The sequence below is a fragment of the Streptomyces sp. NPDC017936 genome (assembly GCF_044328485.1).
GTDB lineage: Bacteria > Actinomycetota > Actinomycetes > Streptomycetales > Streptomycetaceae > Streptomyces.
Window position 1 is genome coordinate 1 of record NZ_JBIRHK010000026.1, and the last position, 22,832, is coordinate 22,832.

21 protein-coding genes and 3 pseudogenes are annotated in these 22,832 nt (G+C 70.2%); 16 read left to right on the forward strand and 8 right to left on the reverse strand.

The genetic code is table 11. The annotated features are described in order from the left end of the window. Positions 1 to 218: 218 nt before the first annotated feature. Both ACH4F6_RS36685 and ACH4F6_RS36690 read right to left on the reverse strand, forming a co-directional pair. Positions 219 to 1,340: a hypothetical protein gene (locus tag ACH4F6_RS36685; RefSeq protein WP_397964774.1), complete on the reverse strand. Its 1,122-nt coding sequence runs from the start codon at positions 1,338 to 1,340 to the stop codon at positions 219 to 221. A gap of 418 nt (positions 1,341 to 1,758) precedes the next feature. Next, positions 1,759 to 1,971: pseudogene (locus ACH4F6_RS36690) on the reverse strand (hypothetical protein); the annotation flags it as partial. 542 nt (positions 1,972 to 2,513) lie between these two features. Between ACH4F6_RS36690 and uvrA the strand changes: the two are divergent. The 4 genes from uvrA (at position 2,514) to ACH4F6_RS36710 (ending at position 6,235) form a co-directional block, all read left to right on the forward strand. Then, positions 2,514 to 4,982 carry an excinuclease ABC subunit UvrA gene (gene uvrA / locus ACH4F6_RS36695; protein ID WP_397964775.1) on the forward strand — a complete coding sequence of 823 codons (2,469 nt, stop codon included), beginning with the start codon at positions 2,514 to 2,516 and terminating at the stop codon, positions 4,980 to 4,982. Between the two features lie 175 nt (positions 4,983 to 5,157). Beyond that, positions 5,158 to 5,820 carry an SDR family oxidoreductase gene (locus tag ACH4F6_RS36700; RefSeq protein WP_397964776.1) on the forward strand — a complete coding sequence of 221 codons (663 nt, stop codon included), beginning with the start codon at positions 5,158 to 5,160 and terminating at the stop codon, positions 5,818 to 5,820. 23 nt (positions 5,821 to 5,843) lie between these two features. Continuing rightward, positions 5,844 to 6,074 carry a hypothetical protein gene (locus tag ACH4F6_RS36705; RefSeq protein ID WP_397964777.1) on the forward strand — a complete coding sequence of 77 codons (231 nt, stop codon included), beginning with the start codon at positions 5,844 to 5,846 and terminating at the stop codon, positions 6,072 to 6,074. Beyond that, a complete protein-coding gene (locus ACH4F6_RS36710) occupies positions 6,071 to 6,235 on the forward strand; it encodes a hypothetical protein (RefSeq protein WP_397964778.1) in 165 nt (54 codons plus the stop codon). The genes ACH4F6_RS36705 and ACH4F6_RS36710 overlap by 4 nt, the downstream gene beginning before the upstream one ends. Before the next feature lie 64 nt (positions 6,236 to 6,299). On the opposite strand, the pseudogene ACH4F6_RS36715 reads toward ACH4F6_RS36710, so the two are convergent. After that, a pseudogene (locus ACH4F6_RS36715) lies at positions 6,300 to 6,555 on the reverse strand (thioredoxin family protein); the annotation flags it as partial. Positions 6,556 to 6,773: 218 nt separating this feature from the next. On the opposite strand from ACH4F6_RS36715, the gene ACH4F6_RS36720 reads away from it, so the two are divergent. Continuing rightward, a complete protein-coding gene (locus ACH4F6_RS36720) occupies positions 6,774 to 8,555 on the forward strand; it encodes a PucR family transcriptional regulator (RefSeq protein WP_397964779.1) in 1,782 nt (593 codons plus the stop codon). A 76-nt stretch (positions 8,556 to 8,631) separates the two neighbouring features. On the opposite strand, the pseudogene ACH4F6_RS36725 reads toward ACH4F6_RS36720, so the two are convergent. Next, positions 8,632 to 8,831 (reverse strand): annotated as a pseudogene (locus tag ACH4F6_RS36725) (transposase); the annotation flags it as partial. A gap of 427 nt (positions 8,832 to 9,258) precedes the next feature. Here ACH4F6_RS36725 and ACH4F6_RS36730 point away from each other — a divergent pair. After that, positions 9,259 to 9,579: a DUF2795 domain-containing protein gene (locus tag ACH4F6_RS36730; RefSeq protein ID WP_397964780.1), complete on the forward strand. Its 321-nt coding sequence runs from the start codon at positions 9,259 to 9,261 to the stop codon at positions 9,577 to 9,579. A 31-nt stretch (positions 9,580 to 9,610) separates the two neighbouring features. On the opposite strand, the gene ACH4F6_RS36735 is transcribed toward ACH4F6_RS36730, so the two are convergent. Then, positions 9,611 to 9,868 carry a hypothetical protein gene (locus ACH4F6_RS36735; protein ID WP_397964781.1) on the reverse strand — a complete coding sequence of 86 codons (258 nt, stop codon included), beginning with the start codon at positions 9,866 to 9,868 and terminating at the stop codon, positions 9,611 to 9,613. 408 nt (positions 9,869 to 10,276) lie between these two features. On the opposite strand from ACH4F6_RS36735, the gene ACH4F6_RS36740 reads away from it, so the two are divergent. Next, positions 10,277 to 10,447, forward strand: coding sequence for a hypothetical protein (locus ACH4F6_RS36740; protein WP_397964782.1), 171 nt, complete (start codon positions 10,277 to 10,279; stop codon positions 10,445 to 10,447). Between the two features lie 196 nt (positions 10,448 to 10,643). On the opposite strand, the gene ACH4F6_RS36745 is transcribed toward ACH4F6_RS36740, so the two are convergent. From ACH4F6_RS36745 to ACH4F6_RS36755, 3 genes are all read right to left on the reverse strand, one after another. After that, entirely contained in the window at positions 10,644 to 12,068 is a 1,425-nt protein-coding gene (locus tag ACH4F6_RS36745; RefSeq protein ID WP_397964783.1) for an NAD-dependent succinate-semialdehyde dehydrogenase, read from the reverse strand. A 143-nt stretch (positions 12,069 to 12,211) separates the two neighbouring features. Further along, positions 12,212 to 12,493, reverse strand: a complete 282-nt coding sequence (locus ACH4F6_RS36750; protein WP_397964784.1) for a glycogen debranching N-terminal domain-containing protein — start codon at positions 12,491 to 12,493, stop codon at positions 12,212 to 12,214. Positions 12,494 to 12,501: 8 nt separating this feature from the next. Beyond that, the gene (locus ACH4F6_RS36755; protein WP_397964785.1) at positions 12,502 to 12,879 is read right to left on the reverse strand and encodes a DUF2267 domain-containing protein; all 378 of its coding nucleotides are present in this window, start codon (positions 12,877 to 12,879) and stop codon (positions 12,502 to 12,504) included. A gap of 684 nt (positions 12,880 to 13,563) precedes the next feature. On the opposite strand from ACH4F6_RS36755, the gene ACH4F6_RS36760 reads away from it, so the two are divergent. From ACH4F6_RS36760 to trxA, 9 genes are all read left to right on the forward strand, one after another. Next, positions 13,564 to 14,013 carry a DUF1931 family protein gene (locus tag ACH4F6_RS36760; RefSeq protein ID WP_397964787.1) on the forward strand — a complete coding sequence of 150 codons (450 nt, stop codon included), beginning with the start codon at positions 13,564 to 13,566 and terminating at the stop codon, positions 14,011 to 14,013. A gap of 220 nt (positions 14,014 to 14,233) precedes the next feature. Then, a complete protein-coding gene (locus ACH4F6_RS36765; RefSeq protein WP_397964788.1) occupies positions 14,234 to 14,800 on the forward strand; it encodes a type 1 glutamine amidotransferase domain-containing protein in 567 nt (188 codons plus the stop codon). Between the two features lie 534 nt (positions 14,801 to 15,334). Then, positions 15,335 to 15,862, forward strand: a complete 528-nt coding sequence (locus tag ACH4F6_RS36770; RefSeq protein ID WP_397964789.1) for a general stress protein — start codon at positions 15,335 to 15,337, stop codon at positions 15,860 to 15,862. An 81-nt stretch (positions 15,863 to 15,943) separates the two neighbouring features. Continuing rightward, positions 15,944 to 17,848 carry a molecular chaperone DnaK gene (dnaK, locus tag ACH4F6_RS36775; protein ID WP_397964791.1) on the forward strand — a complete coding sequence of 635 codons (1,905 nt, stop codon included), beginning with the start codon at positions 15,944 to 15,946 and terminating at the stop codon, positions 17,846 to 17,848. Positions 17,849 to 17,858: 10 nt separating this feature from the next. After that, positions 17,859 to 18,443, forward strand: coding sequence for a nucleotide exchange factor GrpE (locus ACH4F6_RS36780; RefSeq protein ID WP_397964792.1), 585 nt, complete (start codon positions 17,859 to 17,861; stop codon positions 18,441 to 18,443). A gap of 6 nt (positions 18,444 to 18,449) precedes the next feature. Continuing rightward, on the forward strand, positions 18,450 to 19,388 hold the full coding sequence (locus ACH4F6_RS36785) for a DnaJ C-terminal domain-containing protein (RefSeq protein WP_397964793.1): 939 nt from the start codon (positions 18,450 to 18,452) through the stop codon (positions 19,386 to 19,388). Further along, the gene (locus tag ACH4F6_RS36790; protein ID WP_397964794.1) at positions 19,385 to 19,759 is read left to right on the forward strand and encodes a chaperone modulator CbpM; all 375 of its coding nucleotides are present in this window, start codon (positions 19,385 to 19,387) and stop codon (positions 19,757 to 19,759) included. The genes ACH4F6_RS36785 and ACH4F6_RS36790 overlap by 4 nt, the downstream gene beginning before the upstream one ends. After that, a complete protein-coding gene (clpB, locus tag ACH4F6_RS36795; RefSeq protein ID WP_397964795.1) occupies positions 19,750 to 22,389 on the forward strand; it encodes an ATP-dependent chaperone ClpB in 2,640 nt (879 codons plus the stop codon). The genes ACH4F6_RS36790 and clpB overlap by 10 nt, the downstream gene beginning before the upstream one ends. Next, a complete protein-coding gene (gene trxA / locus ACH4F6_RS36800; protein ID WP_397964796.1) occupies positions 22,386 to 22,832 on the forward strand; it encodes a thioredoxin in 447 nt (148 codons plus the stop codon). Before clpB ends, trxA begins: the two co-directional genes overlap by 4 nt.

Consider the following 22,832-nt stretch of genomic DNA (forward strand, 5'->3'; position numbering starts at 1 on the left):
TCCGTGGCTCCGGCACGCCTCTGCGGGCCGCTCACCCGGATCAGGTGGAACGGTGGTTTGGGCCGTCGGCCCGCCAGGCGGAGCTCGGCGCTCCGGCGGCGTGCCGCCCGGGTCCCCGTCGACCGCCGACGCGAAACAGCCACGCACCGACCAATCAGCGGAATCTCCGGACCCGGACGACCACCAACCGGCGGCACATCTCCGACTGAGGTCATCCGCTAGTCACCGTGGTCGTCCTGCAGCACGCTGCGACGCTCCTGTTCGCGCTTGGAATAGGCGGCTGCCCGGATCGCCTCGTCGCTCTCCAAGCCCGATCCCAGCGCGCCGCCCACCGTGGCGACCGAAGCGACGAACCAGGACAAGGTCCAGTACTCCGCGGCATGCAGCGGGGTTCGTGTCGTGGAAGCGAACACCCGGTCGTTGAGGATGAACAGCGCCCACACCAGGTTGATGACCACCAAACCCACGTAGCAGACGATCACCCCGATACCCACGGTCACGACCGTCGAGGCGTTGTAGAGAGCCGCCTTCTTCCTCGCTTCCGGCGAAACCTCATCCGTTCGATGCCACAGGTTCGCGTCCACGATCAGCCAGCCGATCATGAGCGCGACGGACCCGACTGTGGCGATCACTAGGCGTGGCGTGCTCAGGGAGGTGGCCAGGTTCCAGATGGTGGAGTTCACGGTGGCAGCTGCTCCCGTGGCGAGGGCGGCCGCCAGGGCTTTCGACAGACCCGGCACCAAGCGCCACGGCCGGTTGGCGCGGACCATACCGGCGAGCACCCTCAGGTAACCGCGCGGCCCAGTGATGACGTACCGCAGATCGGCGATCTCCTCCTCACCGACCTGGCCCGGATGGATGGGCGCGAGACGACCGATGAAGGGCCCGCGCAGCGGCTGACTTCCCGGAGGCCCCTCAGTCCCTGTGGCCTGCGGGCCCGCCAAACTGAGCACGGCTTCTTCCACGGCCTGCCGGGCCTTGGTCTGCAGCCGGAAGCCCCCCAGCGTGGGAAGGGACAGCAGCGCCAAGCCGTGTTCGTGACTCAGATCCACCACGAGCTTGCGCCCGTGCGAGTGCAGCGGAAGATCGGTGAGTGCCACGACGATGTCCCAGTTCCCCTCACTTCCGCGGTCCATGATCCGGCGCGTCAACGTGGAGAGGTCCTCGGTCCTCGCGGTGAACGGCTCACTGACCACCTCGACGTCGAACCGTCGCCCTTGGCCTGACCTGTCGGCGAGCCGATCAGGAAGCATCCGGGCCATGCGCCGTGCGATCTCCGTCGGCGTATCCGGATCCGCCAGAAGAGCCACCACCGTAACGCCCTGAGACGACACCCGCATGACTCCCTCTCGTCGGCTGCCCCCGCGATCGCGAATGCCCACAGGATGCCCTCGAGGTAACGCCGACGCCGCGTGACACGCTGGCCCCTGCCAGCAGGTGCAGGGGGTACGGTCACATCTCCTCGTCCTCCGCCGTGCAGGACCTGCCCCACCACCGGGCCACACGGCTGCGTGCGCCACCACGAACACCGGCTCCGCGCCACCCCGGTCCGCACCGCACGCCGTGCCACCGGCCACCCCGCTTCGATGTCCGGCCTGGGAGCAGCGGCTCGATCCGCGCCCACGGCGCGTCGGTCAACGGCGCGCCCCGACTAGCGATCCGATGATCCGAACAAAACGGCTGACCTGGGCGGGATGGCCCGCGCCAACCGGCCCAGGCTGCTGTTCACGAGTCTCTTCCGAGCGCTCGCCGGCGTGTTCACACCCGCGACGTTCGACCTCGTGAGCAGCTACCTCCTGGCCACCTCTCCGTGGGGCCGCTCTGCGACACGGCGTTCACCCTGTTGTCGATCACCGCGTTTTCCCGGTGCTCGTGCACGAGGCGGATCGCCATGGCACCCTCACCGACCGCCGAGGCCATCCGTTTGACCGAGCCGCTCCCGACGTCGCCGGCGGCGAAGACCCCGGGAAGGGGGGCTCCAGCACGGGCGGGCCGCACTGGTTCGACATGTGTCAACATAGGCAGGTCTCGCCCATCAAGGCGCTGCCGCTGCTGGAGCCCAGGTTTCCGGTGCGGTGGTGTCGTGCTGGCCGTCCTTGCCCCCTCGGTCATGGCCGCCATGGGCGCACGCTCGCGACTTGGGGCTGAGCCGCCAGGCGAGTACGCCACCGGGAGGCGAACCACCGCGTTCGCCGAAGCGCGCCGGCAGGGGGCAGGCGAAGGCCCCGACTGGTTCGGGGGATCCCCAGTCGGGGCCGATCGAGAGTGGGCGCGAAGAGCGGTCGCCTCGCGGCGGGAGCTCCATGAGGCTTAAGCCGAACGATCGTCCTCAGGGGCAAAGGGTGAGGCCCGGGGACGCACTTCCCCTCACGCCACATGCGAATCAACGGTGACACACTCTCGAATGTTCCCCGGAGTGTCTCATACCGGGATTTCCCCGAGCGCTCGTGTGAGCGGGGCCCGGTGACGGCGCCTGTCGCGCGGTTCCCGGCGCGATCAGGTAATCAGAAACGGTGAACAAGGACGCGACCGACCCCTTCGTGCATGTCCGGGGCGCCGGCGAGAACAACCTGCGGAACATCGATGTCGACATTCCGCGGGACGCGATGGTCGCCTTCACCGGCGTCTCCGGTTCGGGTAAGTCCTCGCTCGCGTTCGGCACGCTCTACGCGGAGGCCCAGCGGCGCTACTTCGAGTCCGTAGCACCGTACGCCCGAAGACTGCTGCAACAGGTCGGCGCACCGCACGTGCAGGAGATCACCGGACTGCCACCGGCCGTGGCCCTGCAGCAGCGACGCGGGTCACCCAGCTCGCGCTCGACGGTCGGCACCCTCACCACCCTGTCCAATCTGCTGCGCATGCTGTACTCCCGCGCCGGCACCTGTCCACCCGGCGCCGCACGGCTGGAAGCCGAGTCGTTCTCCCCCAACACCGCGGCCGGCGCCTGCCCGGAGTGCCACGGACTGGGCGTCGTGCACGACGTCGCCGAGGACCTGCTCGTCCCGGACCCCTCGCTGAGCATCCGCGAGGGGGCGATCGCCGCATGGCCGGGCGCCTGGCAGGGCGCCAACCTGCGCAGTGTCGTGAGCGGCCTGGGGATCGACATCGACCGACCGTGGCGCAGGCTCAGGAAGAAGGACCGGGACTGGCTGCTGTACACGGACGAGCAGCCCTCCGTGTACATCGAGCCGGAGGAGGACCGCGTCGACTACGGCTACCAGGGCAAGTTCTGGAGCGCTCGCAAACACGTCATGCACGTTCTTGCCGACTCCAAGAGCGAGAAGATGCGCGAACGGGCGCTCCGGTTCGTCAGGAGCGTGGCCTGCCCCGCGTGTCACGGCAGCGGACTGCGGCCTGAGGCGCTCGCCGTGACCTTCGCCGGACGTTCCATCGCCGAGATCAACGCGATGCCGCTCACAGAGGTCGTGGCGCTGCTGCGGCCCGTCGCGGGGCGGTCCGAGGCCGACGCCACCACGTCGACCGCCCGATCCGGGGAGACGACCGAGGTCGCGGTCCGGATCTGCGGCGATCTGGTCGCACGGGTCGACGTACTGCTCGACCTGGGCCTCGGATATCTCAGCCTCGGGCGCCGCTCGACGACCCTGTCGCCAGGCGAGGCGCAGCGCCTGCGGATCGCCACCCAGCTGCGCTCGGGGCTGTTCGGCGTCGTCTACGTCCTCGACGAACCCTCCGCGGGCCTGCACCCGGCTGACGCGGAACCGCTGCTGGACGTGCTGGACCGCCTCAAGGCGGCGGGCAACTCGCTGTTCGTCGTGGAGCACGACATGGACGTCGTCCGGCGGGCGGACTGGGTGGTCGACATCGGCCCCGGTGCGGGCGAGGGCGGCGGACGCGTGCTGTACAGCGGCCCGGTCGCCGGTCTTGCGCGGGTCGGGGAGTCGGCCACGAGCCAGTACCTGTTCGGGCGCGCCCAGCCGCTCGATCACCGCCCGCGCGCACCGCACGGCTGGCTGCACCTGCGCGGCGTCTCCCGCCACAATCTGCACGACGTGTCCGTCGACGTACCGCTCTGCGTGCTGACGGCGGTGACAGGCGTGTCCGGTTCCGGAAAGTCGACGCTGGTGACGCAGGTGCTCGCCGAGGTCGTCCGCAGCCACCTCGGACTCGTGCCCGAGGAGCCTGACGAGGCGCAGTTGGAGGTCGATGTCCAGGACGCGTCGGGGGTCGAGTCGTTCGACCGGCTGGTCTCGGTCGACCAACGGCCCATCGGCCGAACCCCCCGGTCCAACCTGGCCACGTACACCGGGATGTTCGACGCGGTGCGCAAGCTGTACGCGGCGACGGACGAAGCCAGGGCGCGCGGCTACTCGGCCGGGCGGTTCTCCTTCAACGTGCCCGAAGGGCGGTGCGAGACCTGCCAGGGCGAAGGATTCGTCGCGGTGGAACTGCTGTTCCTGCCCGGCACCTACGCGCCGTGCCCGACCTGCGAAGGCGCCCGGTACAACGCCGAAACGCTGGAAGTCACCTACCGCGGCAAGAACATCGCGGAAGTACTGGCGCTGTCCGTCGACGCCGCCGCCAAGTTCCTGTCCGCCGTCCCGGCCGCCTCCCGCAGTCTGGAGACCTTGCGCGAGGTGGGACTGGGGTACCTGCGGCTGGGCCAGCCCGCGACGGAACTCAGCGGCGGGGAGGCGCAACGCATCAAACTGGCGGCCGAACTGCAGCGAGCCCGCCGCGGGCACGCGCTCTACCTGCTCGACGAGCCGACGGCGGGACTGCACCCCTCGGACATCGCACTGCTGCTGCGACAGGTGCACCGGCTCGTCGACGCCGGCAACACGGTCGTCCTCGTCGAGCACGACCTGGCCACGATCGCCACCGCCGACTGGGTCATCGACCTCGGTCCGGGCGGCGGCGACGCGGGCGGGCGGGTGGTCGCGACGGGTCCGCCGGCCAAGGTGGCGAGGGCCCGTCGCAGCGCCACCGCACCCTATCTCGCGGCCCGGCTCGCGCGCTCCTGACGACAGAATCGCGATCGCGAACCACCGAGCACCTGCGGCGCGACCCGGTGGCCGGGTGGTCTCGCGCACCAGCGCGGTGCGCGAGTACGCCGACTTTGCGGCAACCGCGGGACCCGACCTGCCGCGGCAGTCCCGCAGCCCGGCGGGAGCGGTCGCGTGTGGCAAGAATGACCCCATGCACATGGTGATCGCGGGTGGACACGGAAAGATCGCGCGCCGGCTGACCCGGCTGCTCTCGGCGCGCGGCGACAACGTCACAGGGCTGATCCGCAACCCAGACCACGCCGACGACCTGCGCGCGGACGGTGCGGAACCGGTGGTGTGCGATCTGGAGCACGCCTCGGTGGACGAGGTGGCCGGCCACCTCGGCGGCGCCGACGCGGCACTGTTCGCCGCGGGCGCCGGACCGGGCAGCGGCGCGGCCCGCAAGCAGACGGTGGACCGGAACGCGGCCATCCTCCTCGCCGACGCGGCCGAGCGCGCCGGGATGCGCCGCTTCCTGGTGATCTCCGCGATGGGCGTGGACAGCCCGCCGCCGCCCGGCACCGACCCGGTCTTTGCCGCCTACCTGAAAGCCAAGGGCGAGGCGGACGCCGACATCGCCTCCCGTCCGGGACTGGACTGGACGATTCTGCGCCCGGGGACGCTGACCGACGACCCCGGTAGCGGCCGCGTCACGCTCGCCGAGCACACCGACCGCGGCCAAGTGCCGCGCGAAGACGTGGCTGCGGTGCTCGCCGCCCTGCTCCACGAGCCCAGGACTGCCGGGCGCATCCTCGAGCTGATCAGCGGGTCCACCCCGGTCGAGGAGGCGGTGCGCGCCGTGGCCGGCGGCTGACGCCGCACTACGCCCTCGCCCGGGTGCGGGCAACGACTCACACCCGGGCGCCTTCAAAGGCGCTGCCCAGCGAGGCCGACACGGTGTTCCGCAAACTGAGGGACATCGCCGCGCCGAGCGGTACACCCTTCGAGCACCAGTCGATCGGCTACGCCTTCGGGTATGTCGAGGCGATGTGGGAGAAGGGGCACGTCGAGGAGGCCTGGGACAAGCGGGGGAGGATGCATGTGAGCGACGAAGGATGCCCGTCATGAAATCCGGAGCCCGTGATGACGACGCCTGGTACTCGCGCACACCTTCGCAGGCCGAGGGCGAGCGGGACGAGACGGGCGAGCGTACCGCAACGGAACAGCACCTGGACGTCCCCCGGAACGAGCCGTCCCAGGCGGAGGGCGAGCGGGGCGACGACGCCTAGCGCCACTGGACGACCCGTCGCCGGGGGCCGGGCGAGGGTGCACTTTTTCCGGCACTGTCACCGGTTCCCGGCCCGCCATCGCTTGCTCGACCCACGAGCACAGGACGTGCGCAGGTGCCGCGCCGACCCTGCCGGCGAGCGTCTCGCCCTGGTCCAAACGACGAGGAGGGCCGGCACCGCCTGCACCTCGAAGCCGCCGACTGACCCGTGGATTTTGTTGATGTCGACCTTGACGGGCTTGATCCGTCCGGACAGGTCGCGGGTGACCTGTCCGAGGGCGCGGGGCCGACCATGCGACAAGGGCCGCACCAAGTGGCCCACGCCGGGTTCCTACCGGTGCACACGGCGAGTCTCGAGCACTCCCCAGGGTGACGAACCGGGTGGCTCCACGCCTGCGTCTGGCGAGTCAGGAATGCACAGGTCCGGTCGCCCCACGAGTACGAGAGAAAGGATCCACACATCTCGGGTAAGTCGCCCGTGAGCGGGTAGGCGACATGCCGCTCGGTTCTCTGAAGGCGTCGAGGGACGGAGTGGTCCCATGGCCGGCAGTCGGGCGCGCAGCCTGTACCACCGCTACTCCCACCGGAAGGGCGGCCTTCTGCGGGGCAGCGCCGGGCGGCGCCCCACGGCCGCGCGCGGAGGACCGCGCCCGCCCGCTCGCACCTCAGCCGACCATGCCCTCCACGAACTGGTCGCGCTCTCCCGCGCCCTGTTCGGCACTCTGGACGAAGTCGAGATCGTGCGCCTGGCCATGGACCACATAGCCGCCGCGGGGCCATACACTGCCGAGGCCGGATACCTCAATGTGGGCGGCGACCTGGTCCCCAGTCCAAGGGACGGGCAGATGCCTGCCTTGGCCGTGAGCCGGAGGGTGCGGGAGCTGGCCGGGCAGGACGGCAACGTGACGGTACCTGGCAGGTCCTGGGGCCGGGCCCTGGGGCTACGCGGACTCGAGGGACTCCACGGCTACCTCGTGGTCACGTCCCGCTCCCCACCCACCAAGGCCGAGCGATCCCTGCTCGCCACGCTCGTCCGGCACACCGCTGCTGCACTGTCAGTCGCCTCCGCACACCGCCGCCAACACGAGGACGCGCTGGAGCTGCACCGACTGAGGGACGAACGCACAGCCCTCCAGCGGCAGCTGATCTCTGTGGTGGCCGAGCTGGGCTACGAGCGAGCCGTTCACGCGCTCATGGTCGGCATCGCTGCCTCGGGTGGCGGCGAGGAAGCTGTCACCCGCGCGCTGCACGGGCTCACTGGACTTCCTGCACTGGTCGAGGACCGCTTCGGTCGGCTGAGGTCCTGGACCGGCCCCAGCCGCCCCGTCCCCTATCCCGAACCGGACCCCGTGCGCCAGGACGAAATGCTGCACGCCGTCGCCCGTCAGGCCGGGCCGGTGCGGATAAGGGACCGGCTGATCACCCTGATCCGCCCGCACGGCGAGATCCTGGGCGTGCTGGCCCTGGTCGATGCCCGGGACGAGGCCGACGAGTACACCGTGCTCGCGCTGGAACACGCTGCCGCGTCACTCGCCCCGGAGCTGACACACGTGCGTAATCTGGCCGAAGTGGAGCTGAGGCTGCACCGCGAGCTGGTGGACGACCTCCTGGCAGGGACGGACGAGGTGAGCGCCTACGCCCGGTCCGAGGCAGCCGGACACGACCTGCGCCGCAGCCACTACGTCGTCGTGGTGCAGTGGTCGAACCGGACCGCCGACGATTCCTTCGCACAGACCGTGGGGCGGGCGGCCTCTGCCGTGGGCATGCGCTCGCTGCTGACCCGACGCTCCGACCACGTCGTCCTGGTCGCCGACGACAGGCCGCACCCCCGTGCGCTGTACGACGCGCTCACCCGGGAGACCGGAACACGGTCCGGGACGATCGGGGTGAGCGCCCCTTCCGACTCCCTGAACGACATCCCCCACCACTACCAGGAGGCGCAACGCGCCCTGGACGTGCGCCGCCACTCCCGCGAGCGCTACGGCACGTCGTTCTTCGACCAGCTCGGCCTCTATCGCATCCTGGGACCCGGCAACGATTACCGGGAACTGGAGACGTTCGTCCAGGAGTGGCTCGGGAAGCTCATCGACTACGACTCCCGGCATCACGCGACCTTGGTGGAGACCCTGTCCCGGTACTTCGACTGGGGCGGCAACTACGACGAGACCGCAGAATCCCTCGCGATACACCGCAGCACGCTGCGCTATCGGCTCCAGCGCATCCGCGACATCAGCGGCCACGACCTCGCGAACGTCGAGGACCGGCTGAACCTCCAGGTGGCGACCCGAGTGTGGAAGATCGTGCTGGGCGGGCCCGGCTGACGCCTCGCTGGAACTCCTGTGGGAGTGGTGTCAGCAGCGCTGCAGTGGGTGGGCCGGGCGGCGGCATCCGGGCCGCCCTGCGGATGCCGGGACGGCCGGCGGCGACCTGGTCGAGCAGCCGGGTGCCGGCTGCGGAGTCCTGCATACCGGCCGCGGTGACCAGCACCGTCAGGAGGAGGCCGATAGGTCGGTCACGACGCGTCGCTTGCGGCCCACGATCTTCTTACCCGCATCCGCGCTCTGGCCGGCGGAGGGAACGCTGATGGAGGTCTTCAAGCCCGTGCTCGGGCGGCAGGCGGAGGTCCAGGCGTGGCCGCGGTGCTCGAAGCCCCGGGCTGCAAGAACCGGGCTCATGTGTTGGCCTTCTCGATGCGTCTCCAGCAGACAAGGATGCAGGCGACGGTGATGAAGGCGTCGTGGAGTTCGGTGCGCCGCTCCCAGCGGACAGCGGGACGACCAGGACGCCGAGCCAACCGCACCAGCCCGGCCCCGACCGCTCCGCCTCCTTGCGAGCCCTCGCGCGCTCGGTGTCGTACTTCTTGCTCCCGGGTTCGGGCACGACGATCACCTCCTGCCGGGCCGGGCCCCCGGCCCAGACCGGGCAAACCAGTGGAAATCCGGCGGATGAAGGAGGTGAGCGAGCGGCCCCTGCCGGTTACCCGGGTGGCCCAGGATTCCGGATTCCGATGAGGGAGAAGAGGCCATGACCCACAGTACGAGCGCCCGGGACGTGGTGGAGGCCATCAAGGATGTCGACTTCCCCGCAGGCAAGGACAGGCTGATCGAAGCGGCGAGCCGGTCGGGCGCCGCGCCGGATGTCGTGAAGGCGCTGCGCGGCATCCCGGCCGAGCAGTATGCCAACCGTGAGGAGGTGGCCCGGTCGGTGCGCGTGGATCCCGACTCCGACCTTGGGCTGAGCCCGGCGCAGCGTGCCGAGCAGGCCCGCAAGGGCGGCAGGCCGGGGCAGTCCCAGCATCTGCGCGATGTGCCGAAACCGCCAATCGAGGAGGAGCTGGACAGCTGACGGCCGGGCCGCTCGGTGCCGGCCGCGCCCCTCAGCGGGCGTGCCGCCTCGCCGCCCGGTCGGCGTCGCCGTCGGCGCCGAGCGGCCCGGCCGGAGCGAGGTTCTCCTCGACCTCCAGGCGGGGCAGCCTGCCGGCGAGCCACGCGCACACCAGTGGTGGCAGCATGGCCCGCACGGACTGGACCAGCCGCAGCCAGGCGGGCGCGCACACGGCGGTGCGGAGCCGCTCCAGGCCGTCCACGACGCGGGCGGCGACCTTCTCGGCGTCGTACACCCTGCGTGCCCCCACTGCCCGCCCGCGATCCGGACAGGGCCGACACCGTCGCGGGCCCGGGCGGGGGCATCCGCCCGCCGTAGCTGTGTAGCCCCGCGACGGTTCGGCCGCAGGGGTGGCGGAAGGCGCTGACGGATGGAATCACCCAGCTGGCAGGTACGACGACGGGCTGGGCGGCCGTGCGAATGAATGTCTGCGCTGGCACGGCGAGGCGGCGTCGGCGCAGGGAGCTGGATCCGTTGGCAGCACCGCAAGCCAGCAGGCGCGGGAAGCGCTGGCTGATCGTGGGGGGGGGAGGCCATGTGTACCCACGAGACTGTGGCGAGCACACTCGCGGCACTCGCCGCCGCCTACGGGGAGAGGGGCGTCGAGCAGAGCCCACGGCGTGAACCGTCCGCCCCGTGGACAAGCAATGGAGTAGTCATGACCGTTCCCGAGGAGAACCGCCCGAAGACGACCTCCACCGACGACGTCATCGGCACATCTGACGAAAGGAGATCCGCCGGGCAGGACAACGGTGCCAGCGGGCGCACCATCGGGGAAGCGATGGAGGAAGCCGGACTCAGCTCGGACGGCGTGCGCGACGAAACCTGACCCGGTCCGCCGGGTGACTTCCTCGTCAGCGCGCGGGAATGCAGGCAGGGGCCATGGGCCTGGCCGTCCTCATCACTGCCGCCAACGTGCACGGCACCACCGCGTCCGGCGAGCTACTGCTGTAACCGCTCGAGCGCCGGCCTGTCCCGCTCCCACACCAGCTCGCCGTGGAGAGCGCGGTCGACCGGCTCGTAGGTCAGCCCAGCACTTCTTCGATCGGGGCGTCGGCGTCCACGTAGCGCACGAGCTTGCGGTTCGCGAATTCCACGATGCCCACGTCACCGAGCTCGCGCCCGTAGCCGGAACGCTTGATGCCGCCGAAGGGCAGCTCCGGTCGGGACGCGGTCGGGTGGTTGATCCACACCATGCCCGCCTCCAGCCGGTCCGCGACCCCCCGAGCACGTTCCGGGTCGGCGGCGAAGACCGCGCCTCCCAAGCCGTAGGGGGAAGTGTTGGCCAGTGCCACGGCCTCGTCCTCGTCGGCGACCCGGTAGACCGTGGCGACGGGGCCGAAGAGCTCTTCCCGGTAGGCCCGCATGTCCGGTGTGACGTCGGTGAGAAGGGTCGGCTCGACAAAGGCGCCCGGCAGGTCGGGCCGCCCGCCGCCCAGCACCACCGTGGCTCCCTTGTCCACCGCGTCACGGACCTGCTCCATCAGGAGTTCGGCCGCGGCCTCGGAGGACAGCGGGCCGAGCGTAGTGGCGGGGTCGACCGGATCTCCCGGTTGCATCTCGCTCATCCGGTCACCCAGCCCGGTGACGAAGGCGTCGTAGACGTCGGCAAGGACGATGAAGCGCTTGGCCGCCACGCAGCACTGCCCGGTGTTGCCCATCCGGCCGAGGAACGCGGCGTACACGGTGCGCTCGAGGTGGTGACCGTCCAGCACGACGAAGGGATCACTGCCACCCAGCTCGAGGACGGACTTTTTGACATTGCGGCCGGCGATCTCGCCCAAGCTCACGCCCGCCCGCTCGCTTCCGGTCAGTGACGCTCCCTGCACTCGAGAGTCATCGATGATCTTCCCGACGTCTCTGCCCCGCACGAAAAGATTGGTGTAGATCCCGGTCGGCATGCCCGCTTCCGTGAACAACTGCTCGAGTGCCAGTGCGGACTGGGGACAGTTACTCGCGTGCTTGAGCAGGACGGTGTTGCCGAGGACGAGGTTCGGACCCGCGAATCGGACGACCTGATACAGCGGGAAGTTCCAGGGCATCACACCGAGAATGACGCCGAGCGGCTCGTTCACCAGCACGGCCGTGCCCTCGGGCACCGGCAGGGGTCGTTCTTCCAGCAGCTCAGGGCCGTGCTCGCCGTAGTAGGTGAGGATGTCGGACGCGAGGTCGACCTCTGCACGGCTCGAGTTGATCAGCTTGCCGACTTCAAGGGTCAGGAGGTGCGCCAATTCCTCCTTGCGCTTCCTCATGAGGCGGCCGGCGCGTTGCACGAGGGCCCCCCGGTCGGCCGTCGACCGGGCACGCCAGTCTGGAAAGCCACAGTGCGCCGCGTCGATCGCGCGCCCTACTTCCTCCGCGCTCAGCGCCGGGAACTCACGAACCCTTTCACCGGTGTACGGGTTGACCGTGGCGATGGGGCTTCCCTGGGCAGTGACATGGGCGTCCATGACGCCTCCCTGGAGTCGGGCTCCTCGGGTTTCCACGCCCGGAGTCGCTCACACGTGCTGATTCGTCCCATGCCACGGCAAGCTGTGGCACCCGGGTCCTGTGTGGTTCACGTCGAATGCGCAGAGTCGCCGCCCGAGTTCGGCTACGTCGGCGCGGTCATGGTGTGGCTCTTTGCCTGTGTGCAATACGAGGAGCTCAACCTGGCCGGTGAGGCCCTGCACACCACGGTGCACGGAGGCGTCAAGCTGTGGGTAGTCGTGGTCACCCGCATGTCGCGGAAGAACAACCCCTGCGGCACCTCGGCCTCCATGTCGCCCGAGGCGCCCGAGACGCAGAACGTCGGCCCTTCGACCAGGGTGACAGTGGCCTCCGTGAGCACGGCCGGTTCCGTCTCCTCGATGACGGCGCCGACCTCGTCGGCCATGGCTCCTCCTAGCCCGGGGCGCCGACGAGAGCTTCGAAGTCCCGGGGCAGCTGGGACATGACCTGGCGGAACTCGCCGTCACTGACTGCGTCCCTCAGGGTGCTCAGCTCGGCCCGTACGCCCTCGCGGGCCTCGTCCGGGCTCACCCCTGCTCGCCTGCTCACCCGATTGACGAACTCGTCGAGTCCGAAGGGCTCGGCCTCCGGAGTGGGAGAGACCAGCGGTTCCTTCAGCGGCTTGGGCAGTTCGGACGCGAGGTCCTCCGCCTCACCCCTGGTGAGCCGCTCGGCCAGTGTTTCCAGGGTGGCGCGGGTGAGGGGCTCCGTCTTTTCCGGGGGGACAGGGGCGCGCCGGGTGATGGTGTCGATGAAGGTGTCGTAGTCCATGAGTGGTCCTTTTTCTGAAGCCTTGCAGCTGTCTGGGGTGGGTCCTGAGACAGCCACCGAAGGGTGCAGCGTGCGTGTGGGGTGGTGGGCTGATGCGTGTCAGGGTGCGTGCGCTTCGGCAGAGGCCGAGTGACATTGGGCATCTCTATGCTCGAGATGCGGGCCGCACTCTGCCTGCTCCCTGCGGGAGGAAAAGCAGTGGGCTCGGTACACCTCCGAGCACAAGTGCAGACGGCCTCCACCACGGCAAGGCCGCGGTTCTCGGGGACGCCCGGCGCCGGTCTGCCAGATGTGCGTCGGGGCGCTGTGCCTGTGGGCGCGGTCGGCTTTCCCCCCCGTCGCGTTCCGGCCGGCCCGTTCGCCGTCGAGAGCCTGATGCGGGCGAGCTGCCGGGCGATGTCCGTCAGCCACACTTCCAGTTCGATGGAGACCGTGAGGGCGTGGCTGGGACGGCTCTCACCCGCACCCAAGAGATGGGAATGACCTCGGACGGCCGTACGGCTGGCCGGAGGATGCCTGCGCATTTCATGCTGCTCTGCCAGGGTAGGAGGCAGCGTTCTTTTTAGGCCTCGGGTGCGGAGGTGCTCAGCAGGGGGCTCTGCGAATCTCGACCGGGTAACAGCCGATGGCGGCGTGGGCGTGAGCGAACGACGCCGTCCGGTTCCTGGCGAGGAGGCGAGAGGCATGACCGTGATGGGTGTGTCGAAGTTCGAGAGGTTCTTCCGCGCCGCTGCAGGCCTCGATGTGGACAAGAACGACCTGAAGCGGTACGGCGACTTCGTCGACGCCAAGCTCTACGACCTCCTGGTCGTCGGCCAGGCGTCGGCCAAGGCCAACGGCCGGGACACCGTCGAACCGTGGGACCTGCCGATCACCAAGGGCCTCCAGGAAAGCATCCACCGGTTCCGGCGGCTCGACGAGGAGGTCGAGCTGAAGCCGATCGTGGAACAGCTCGCCGCGCACCCTCCCCTCGACAGGACACCCACCCGGGAGACCGAAGAGCGCTACCCCGAGATCATCGGCGGTCTCAGCGTCGCCCTCGCCGAGACGTTCAAGATCATGTACCCGGATGTTAAGAACCCCCAGACCGGCCACTGGGAGGGCGTGACCGCGGTGTTCGACCGGCTGCTGTAGCAGTCGCGCCCCGGTGCATGCCGCCGCTCGCGACGACGGCTGGAGCAAGTTGTCCTCCACCGGGACGGCAGTTCCGGCTGGTCGCGCGCACATACGCGCTCGGGGCCCCCTCGACCGGGCCTTGCGGTCCCCGGTCCGGAAAAAGGGATGCGGACGGGCTCTGCCGGGTGTTCCTGCCGCTCGCCTCGTACAACCGGCGACTCGTGAAGGGAGCCGTATCATGACACAGGAACTCCGGGGGATGCGGGTGGGAATCCTGGCCACCGACGGCGTCGAACGCGTGGAACTCGACCAGCCGCGCGGTGCGTTGCAGGGCGCGGGGGCGAAGACCGAGATCCTCTCGCTCCATCACGGCGAAATCCAGGCCCGCCAGTTCGACCTGAACCCGGCGGGAACCTTCCCCGTGGACCGCCTGGTCGCCGACGCCTCCGTCGACGACTACCACGCCCTGCTCCTGCCCGGCGGCACCATGAACCCTGACCAGCTGCGCATGGACCGCGACGCGGTGCAGTTCGTCAGGGACTTCATGGCCAGTGGGAAACCGGTCGCATCGATCTGCCACGGCCCGTGGACCCTGGCGGAAGCCGACGCCGTGCGCGGCCGCCGCCTGACGTCCTGGCCCAGCATCCGCACCGACCTGCGCAACGCCGGCGCGGAGGTCGTCGTCGACCAGGAGGTGGTCATCGACGGGCAGCTGGTCACCAGCCGCGGCCCGGCCGACCTGCCCGCCTTCTGCGCCGCCGTCGTGGAGCAGTTCGCCCAGGCGCACCACCCCATGCCCGGCTGAACCAGGGGTCTGGTCGCCGCGGCGAGAGCAGGCGGTGCACGGCGAGGTGGGCCTGCTGGGCCCGCCTTCCATCCCACGGGCCGGTCGGCCGTGGCGTTGCTCCGTACGGCCGCCGGTCCGTAGCCTCTTGCAGCCGCGTCGACCGCCACGCCCGGGACGGGAGCGCCCCGGTGCGCCGTGCCGGCGTGGAGGGGAGGAAGAGGTCCTGCGTCCCGGGTGGGAACCCAGGACAGCCGTCCGCCTGCTGAGCGTCGGTGGAGACAGTTCCTTGTGCCGGACGGTCGGCCCCGGGATCGATCCGTTTTCCCTGGGCTTGGAAGAAGTACATCCGTCGGCCCCGCACCTCGTGCCGGGCCGGACCCTGAGGACCCCGCCACGAGCCGCCCACCGGAATCGTCGTCCCGCTCCCTGCCCTCGCAGACCGAGCGCCGGTGTCACTTTTCGACCCGCTGGGCGCAGGCGGGGTGACCGGGAGAGCAGCCACTCTGGGGCCTGCAGGGACCGCTCGGCGGTCCGACGGCGGAAGGAGTGGCCATGACCGAGCAGGCCCGCAGGACCATTGCCTCGTACGCGACGTACCAGGAAGCCGAACGCGCCGTCGATCACCTCGCCGACCAGGACTTTCCCGTTCAAAAGGTGGCGATCATCGGTCAGGACGTGCGCCTGGTCGAACAGGTGATCGGTCGAGTGGGGTATGGCGCGGCCGCCCTCCACGGCGCAGCCACCGGAGCGCTGCCCGGCGTGCTCATCGGCTGGATCTTCGGGCTGCTGAACTGGCTGAATCCGGTCGTCTCCGGTCTGCTCCTCGCGCTGTACGGGCTGATCTTCGGAGCGGTCGTCGGTGCGCTGCTCGGCGTGCTGTTGCACGCGGCCCAGGGCGGCCGCCGGGACTTCGCCTCGGTCCGCTCGATGGAGCCCAGCCGGTACGACGTCGTGGTGGACGAGGACGTCGCCGATGAGGCCGTCCGGCTGGTCACCGGGCTGGACAGCAGGGCCGGCACGAACACGGAGAGCGCCTCCTCCAGGGGCCGGCGCCCGCGCAACGACCTCGCCCCCAGCTGAACGAGTTTCGAAGCCGGGCGGACAGGGCCCGGAGGATGAACGGTCGCCGACGGACGTCGACCGCCGCGGAAGGAGTTCCTCATGGCCAAGGCAGTGGGCATCGACCTGGGCACCACCAACTCGGTGATCGCCGTGTGGGAGGGCGGCGAGCCGTCCGTCGTGCCCAACAGCGAGGGCAACCGCACGACACCGTCCGTGGTGGCCTTCACCGACACCGGGGAACGTCTGGTGGGTCAGCTGGCCCGGCGCCAGGCGATCCTCAACCCCAAGGGCACCATCTACTCGGCCAAGCGGTTCATCGGCCGGCACTTCGACGAGATCCCCGACGAGGCCAAGGCCGTCGCCTACGACGTCGTCCCGGGAGACAACGGCGAGGCCCGCTTCAAGGTGCGTGACAAGCTGTACGCGCCTGAGGAGATCAGCGCCCTGGTGCTGCGCAAACTCGCCGACGACGCCTCCAAGCAGCTGGGGGAACGGGTCACGGAGGCGGTCATCACGGTGCCCGCCTACTTCAACGACGCCCAGCGCACCGCGACCCGTGATGCCGGACGGATCGCGGGACTGGAAGTGCTGCGGATCATCAACGAGCCGACGGCGGCCGCCCTCGCGTACGGCATGGACAAGAAGCAGCACGAGACCGTCCTCGTTTTCGACCTGGGCGGCGGCACCTTCGACGTGAGCATCCTCGATGTCGGCGACGGCGTGGTCGAGGTGCGTTCCACGGCGGGTGACAGCCATCTGGGCGGCGACGACTTCGACCGGCGTCTGGTCGACTACCTCGCGGACGACTTCCAGAAGGAGAACGGCATCGACCTGCGCAAGGACCCGCAGGCGCTGCAACGCCTGTTCGAGGCGGCGGAGAAGGCCAAGACCGAGCTCAGCTCCGTCACCCAGACCCAGGTCAGCCTGCCGTTCATCACCGCCGACGCCTCCGGGCCCAAGCATCTCACCGACTCGATCATGCGGTCCACGTTCGAGCAGATCACCGGCGACCTGGTGGAGCGTTGCCTCGGTCCGGTCCAGCAGGCCATGGCCGACGCCAAGGTCGGCGAGAGCGACATCGACGAGGTCATCCTCGTCGGCGGTTCCACCCGCATCCCCGCCGTCCAGGCCCTGGTACGCCGGCTGACCGGCGGCAAGGAACCCAACATGAGCGTGAACCCCGATGAGGTCGTGGCCCTGGGCGCCGCGATCCAGGCCGGGGTGCTCAAGGGCGAGGTCAAGGACGTCCTGCTGCTCGACGTCACCCCCCTGTCGCTGGGCGTGGAGACGCGCGGCGGAGTGATGACGAAGATCATCGAGCGGAACACCACCATCCCGGTGCGCCGCAGCGAGACCTTCTCCACCGCCGAGGACAACCAGCCCGCCGTCGACATCGTCGTCCTCCAGGGCGAGCGCGAACTGGCCGCCGACAACCGGGTCCTCGGCCGCTTCCAGCTCACCGACATCCGACCGGCGCCGCGGGGCGAACCGCAGATCGAGGTCACCTTCGACATCGACGCCAACGGCATCCTCAACGTCAGCGCGCGCGACAAGGACACAGGCAAGGAACAGGGCATCACCATCAGCGAGAGCTCCAACCTCGACCGCAGCGAGGTCGAACGCATGGTCCAGGAGGCTGAAAGCAACCGGGGCCAGGACCAGGCACTCCGCGAGGCCGTCGACGCCCGCAACGAACTCGACGCGATCGCCTACCAGGTCGAAAAGCGTCTGAACGAACTGGCCGACGCCGCGCCCGCGCACGAAAAGGCGCGAGCCGAGATGCTGGTGGCAGAGGCCCGCGACGCGGTCAAGAACGAGGCCGGAGTGGACAAGGCCAGGCCGTTGATCTCCGAACTCCAGCAGGTCCACGCCGGGCTCGCCGCCCACCAGGCCGAAGCCGCGGCGGCGAGTGGTCCGTCGGACACCACCGGGCCGGACGGCTCCGGGCAGGGCGGTGCCGGCGCCGACGAAGACGTGATCGACGCCGAGTTCGACAAGGGCTGAGGTACCCGCCATGCCGATACCTCCCCAGGACCGATCGTCCGACCTGCCGCCCGAAGGCGCCGCACAACCGCCGCAGGGCCACCTGCCCGAGCCCGCGCCGCCGACCACACAGGCCGAACCGGGGCCCGACGCGGCCACCGGTCCGGCCGGGGTCGAGGACGAGTACACGGCCGCGCTGAAAGAGGTCGAGGACCGCTGGCGGCGTGCTCTCGCCGATCTGGACAACCTGCGCAAGCGACACGCCAGGGAACTGGACCGGGAGCGCGCGATCGAACGCGCCCGCACGGCCGCGGCCTTCCTTCCCGTCGTCGACAACCTCGAACTGGCCCTGAACCACGCGGGCTCCGACCCCGGGGCGATCGTCGAGGGGGTTCGCGCCGTGCGCGACCAGGCCGTGTCCATCCTTGAACGCCTTGGTTACGAGCGTCACGCCGAGACAGGCGTCCCGTTCGACCCCTCCCGGCACGAGGTCGTCGGCGTGGTCCAGGACCCCGACGCCGAACCGAACACCGTGGCGCAGGTGCTGCGCCCCGGTTACGGCGAGGCCGAGCGGCAGCTGAGGCCGGCCGCCGTGACCGTCGCCAAGCGGGAGTGAGCGGCCATGGCACGCGACTTCTACGAGGTTCTCGGGGTCCCGCGAGACGCCGACAAGGACGAGATCCAGCGGGCGTATCGCAAGCTGGCCCGCAGGTACCACCCAGACGTCAACAAGGACCCCGCGGCGGAGGAGCGGTTCAAGGAGATCAATGAGGCCTTCAGCGTCCTGTCCGACCCCGACCAGCGGGCCCGTTACGACCGCTTCGGCGAGGACTTCCGGAAGGTTCCCGAGGACTGGGAGGAGCGGGTCGGTGCCGGCGCGGGACCCGGCGGCGGCTTCCGCTGGTCCACCGGGGACGGCCCCCGGGTCCGGTACGCCACCAGCGGCTTCGGCGCGGAGGGCGTCGACGTCGACGACCTGTTCGGCTCGTTCTTCGGCGGCGCCGGACGGATGCGTGTCCCCGGAGCCGACCAGGAGGCCGAACTGCCGCTCACCGTCGAGGAGGCCTACCGGGGAGGCCGTCGCACCGTCACGCTCGCCGGTCCCACAGGGCAGCCGCGGCGGTACGAGGTCGACGTGCCACCGGGTGTCACCGACGGGCAGCGTATCCGGCTGGCGGGCGAGGGCGGCCGGGGCAACGGTGACGCCCCCGCGGGGGACCTGTACCTGCGGGTGCGGATCCAGTCGCACCCCCAGTTCCGCCTCGACGGCCGGGACGTGTACGTGCAGCTTCCGGTCACACCATGGGAGGCCGCGCTGGGCGCGACAGTTCCGGTGCCCACGCCGAGCGGGGCGACGGCGAAGGTGAGCGTGCCCGCGGGCTCGTCCAGCGGCCGACGGCTGCGGCTGCGCGGTGAGGGCATGCCGAACCCGCGCGGCACGAACGGCAACCTCTACGCCGAGCTCCGGATCATGGTGCCCTCCAGGCTCAGCGACCGGGAGCGCGCGCTCTTCGAGGAGCTCGCCGCCGTCTCCTCGTACGACCCCAGGAGGACACGATGAGTGACCCACGCGCCGGGGCACGCCAGGCGTCTCGGTTGACAGCTCCCGCGCCGGCACGCGTCCGGTACGCGATCGTGCCGGTGCCCAGGCTCTCTCTGCAGGCCGTGGCCCGCCGCTCCGGCGTCCATCCCGACCTCATCCGCCGGTTCGTCGCTCTGGGCCTGGTCGAGGCCGAGCGCGACGCCTCCGGAGGGCTGGTGTTCGCCCCCACGGCCCCGGCCGCCCTGGCCCGCGTCCAGCGGTTGCGCACCGGGCTGTGCCTCAACTACGCATCCCTCGGTCTGGTGCTCGACCTGCTGGACCGCATCAGCCTGCTCGAAGCCGCACTGCGCCGCGCCGGTACGAGGAGTGAAACACCCCCATGGACATGAACCGTCTCACCCAGAAGTCCCAGGAAGCCCTCCAGGAGGCCCAGAGCACGGCCGTCGGCATGGGGCAGACCGAGGTCGACGGGGAACACCTGCTGCTCGCGCTTCTCGATCAGGAGGACGGTCTGATCACACGGTTGCTGCGGCAGGCCGGCACCGAGCCGAAGGAGCTGCGCGCTGCCGTGCGCGAGGAGCTCTCCCGCCGCCCGAGGGTGACCGGCCCGGGCGCGGCGCCGGGCCAGGTCTTCGTCACCCAGCGCCTGTCCCGCCTGCTCGACGCGGCCGAGCGGGAGGCCAAACGCCTCAAGGACGAGTACGTGTCCGTGGAACACCTGCTGCTGGCCCTGGCCGAGGAGGGCTCGGCGACCGCCGCCGGGCGCCTGCTCAAGGAGCACGGCGTGACCCGGGAGTCGTTCCTCGGCGCGCTCACCCAGGTCCGCGGCAACCAGCGGGTCACCTCCGCCAACCCCGAGGTGGCCTACGAGGCTCTGGAGAAGTACGGCCGCGACCTGGTTCTCGAGGCCCGCTCCGGGCGGCTGGACCCCGTCATCGGCCGTGACGCGGAGATCCGCCGCGTCACCCAGATCCTCAGCCGCAAGACCAAGAACAACCCCGTCCTGATCGGCGACCCCGGCGTCGGCAAGACCGCCATCGTGGAGGGCCTGGCCCAGCGCATCGTGCGCGGTGACGTGCCCGAAGGACTGCGGGACAAGACGGTGTTCGCCCTCGACATGGGCTCGCTCGTGGCGGGCGCCAAGTACCGCGGCGAGTTCGAGGAACGCCTCAAGGCCGTGCTGAGCGAGGTGAAGGCAGCCCAGGGGCGCATCCTGCTCTTCGTCGACGAACTCCACACCGTCGTGGGAGCGGGCGCCGCCGAAGGGGCCATGGACGCGGGCAACATGCTCAAGCCGATGCTCGCCCGCGGTGAACTCCACATGATCGGCGCCACCACCCTCGACGAGTACCGCAAGCACATCGAGAAGGACGCCGCCCTCGAACGCCGCTTCCAGCAGGTCCTGGTCGACGAACCCAGCGTGGAGGACACCATCTCCATCCTGCGCGGACTGCGCGAACGCCTGGAGGTCTTCCACGGCGTGAAGATCCAGGACACCTCGCTGGTCGCGGCGGCGACGCTCTCCCACCGTTACATCACCGACCGGTTCCTGCCCGACAAGGCCATCGACCTCGTCGACGAGGCGTGCGCCCGGCTGCGCACCGAGATCGACTCGATGCCCGCCGAACTCGACGAGATCACCCGCCGCGTCACCCGCCTGGAGATCGAGGAAGCCGCCCTGTCCAAGGAGACCGACCCCGCCAGCAAGGCCCGCCTGGAGGAGCTGCGCAGAGAACTGGCCGACCTGCGCGCCGAGGCCGACGCCAAACGCGCCCAGTGGGAGGCCGAGCGGCAGGCCATCCGCCGCGTGCAGGAACTGCGCCAGGAACTGGAGCAGGTCCGCCACGAGGCGGAGGAGGCCGAACGCGCCTACGACCTCAACCGCGCCGCCGAACTCCGCTACGGCCGCCTCCAGGACCTGGAGCGCCGGCTGAAGGCCGAGGAGGAGCAGCTGGCAGCCAAACAAGGGCAGAACCGGCTGCTGCGCGAGGTCGTCACCGAGGAGGAGATCGCCGAGATCGTCGCAGCCTGGACCGGCATCCCCGTCGCCCGCCTCCAGGAGGGCGAACGCGAGAAGCTGCTGCGCCTCGACGAGATCCTGCGCGAGCGCGTCATCGGCCAGGACGAGGCCGTGAAACTCGTCGCCGACGCCATCATCCGCGCCCGCTCCGGCATCCGCGACCCGCGCCGCCCCATAGGTTCGTTCATCTTCCTCGGCCCCACCGGCGTCGGGAAGACCGAGCTGGCCAAGACCCTCGCGGCGGCCCTGTTCGACTCCGAGGAGAACATGGTCCGCCTCGACATGAGCGAGTACCAGGAGCGGCACACCGTCAGCCGGCTCATGGGCGCACCACCCGGATACGTCGGCTACGAGGAAGGCGGCCAGCTCACCGAGGCCGTACGCCGCAAGCCGTACTCGGTCGTGCTGTTCGACGAGATCGAGAAGGCGCACACCGATGTCTTCAACACCCTGCTGCAGGTCCTCGACGACGGCCGCATCACCGACTCCCAGGGCCGCACCGTCGACTTCCGCAACACCGTGATCATCATGACGTCGAACATCGGCTCCGAGCACCTCCTCGACGGCGCCACCGCCGAGGGTGAGATCAAGCCGGACGCCCGCGCCCTGGTGATGGGCGAGCTGCGCGGGCACTTCCGCCCGGAGTTCCTCAACCGCGTCGACGACATTGTGCTGTTCAAGCCGCTCGGCGAGCGGCAGATCGAGCGGATCGTGGAGCTGCAGTTCGACGAGCTGCGCCGTCGCCTCGCCGAACGCCGCATCACCGTCGAACTCACCGACGTGGCACGGGAGTTGATCGCCCACCAGGGTTACGACCCGGTGTACGGGGCCCGGCCGCTGCGGCGTTACATCTCCCATGAGGTCGAGACGATGGTCGGGCGCGCCCTGCTGCGCGGTGACGTCCAGGACGGCGCGACGGTCCGCGTCGACGCCGAGGCGGGGGAACTGGTGGTCACCTACGACCAGCACGAGGACGTGAAGGGAGCGCGGGCGGCATGAGCACGATGCAGGCGACGACCGTCAGATGTCCCCACTGCGGGCGCACCAACCGGGTACCCGTGGCCGCGGAGGGCCGCCCCAAGTGTGGCCACTGCAAGCAGCCCCTACCGTGGATGGTGGACGCGGGCGACGACGACTTCACCGAGGTCGCCGAGCGGGCCGACGTCCCCGTCGTGGTCGACCTGTGGGCCACCTGGTGCGGCCCCTGCCGCATGGTCAGCCCCGCACTGGAGAAGGTCGCCACCGATCTCGCCGGCCGAATCAAACTCGTCAAGGTCGACGTCGACAAGAACCCGCGACTGTCGCAGCGTTTCGAGGTCCAGGCCGTACCGACACTGCTGGTCCTCGACCGGGGCGAGACGGTCGCCCGGCAGGCGGGGGCGGCGCCCGCCCCCGCTCTGCGCCAGTGGGTGGAACAGTCGATCACCGCCAGGAAAGGTTGA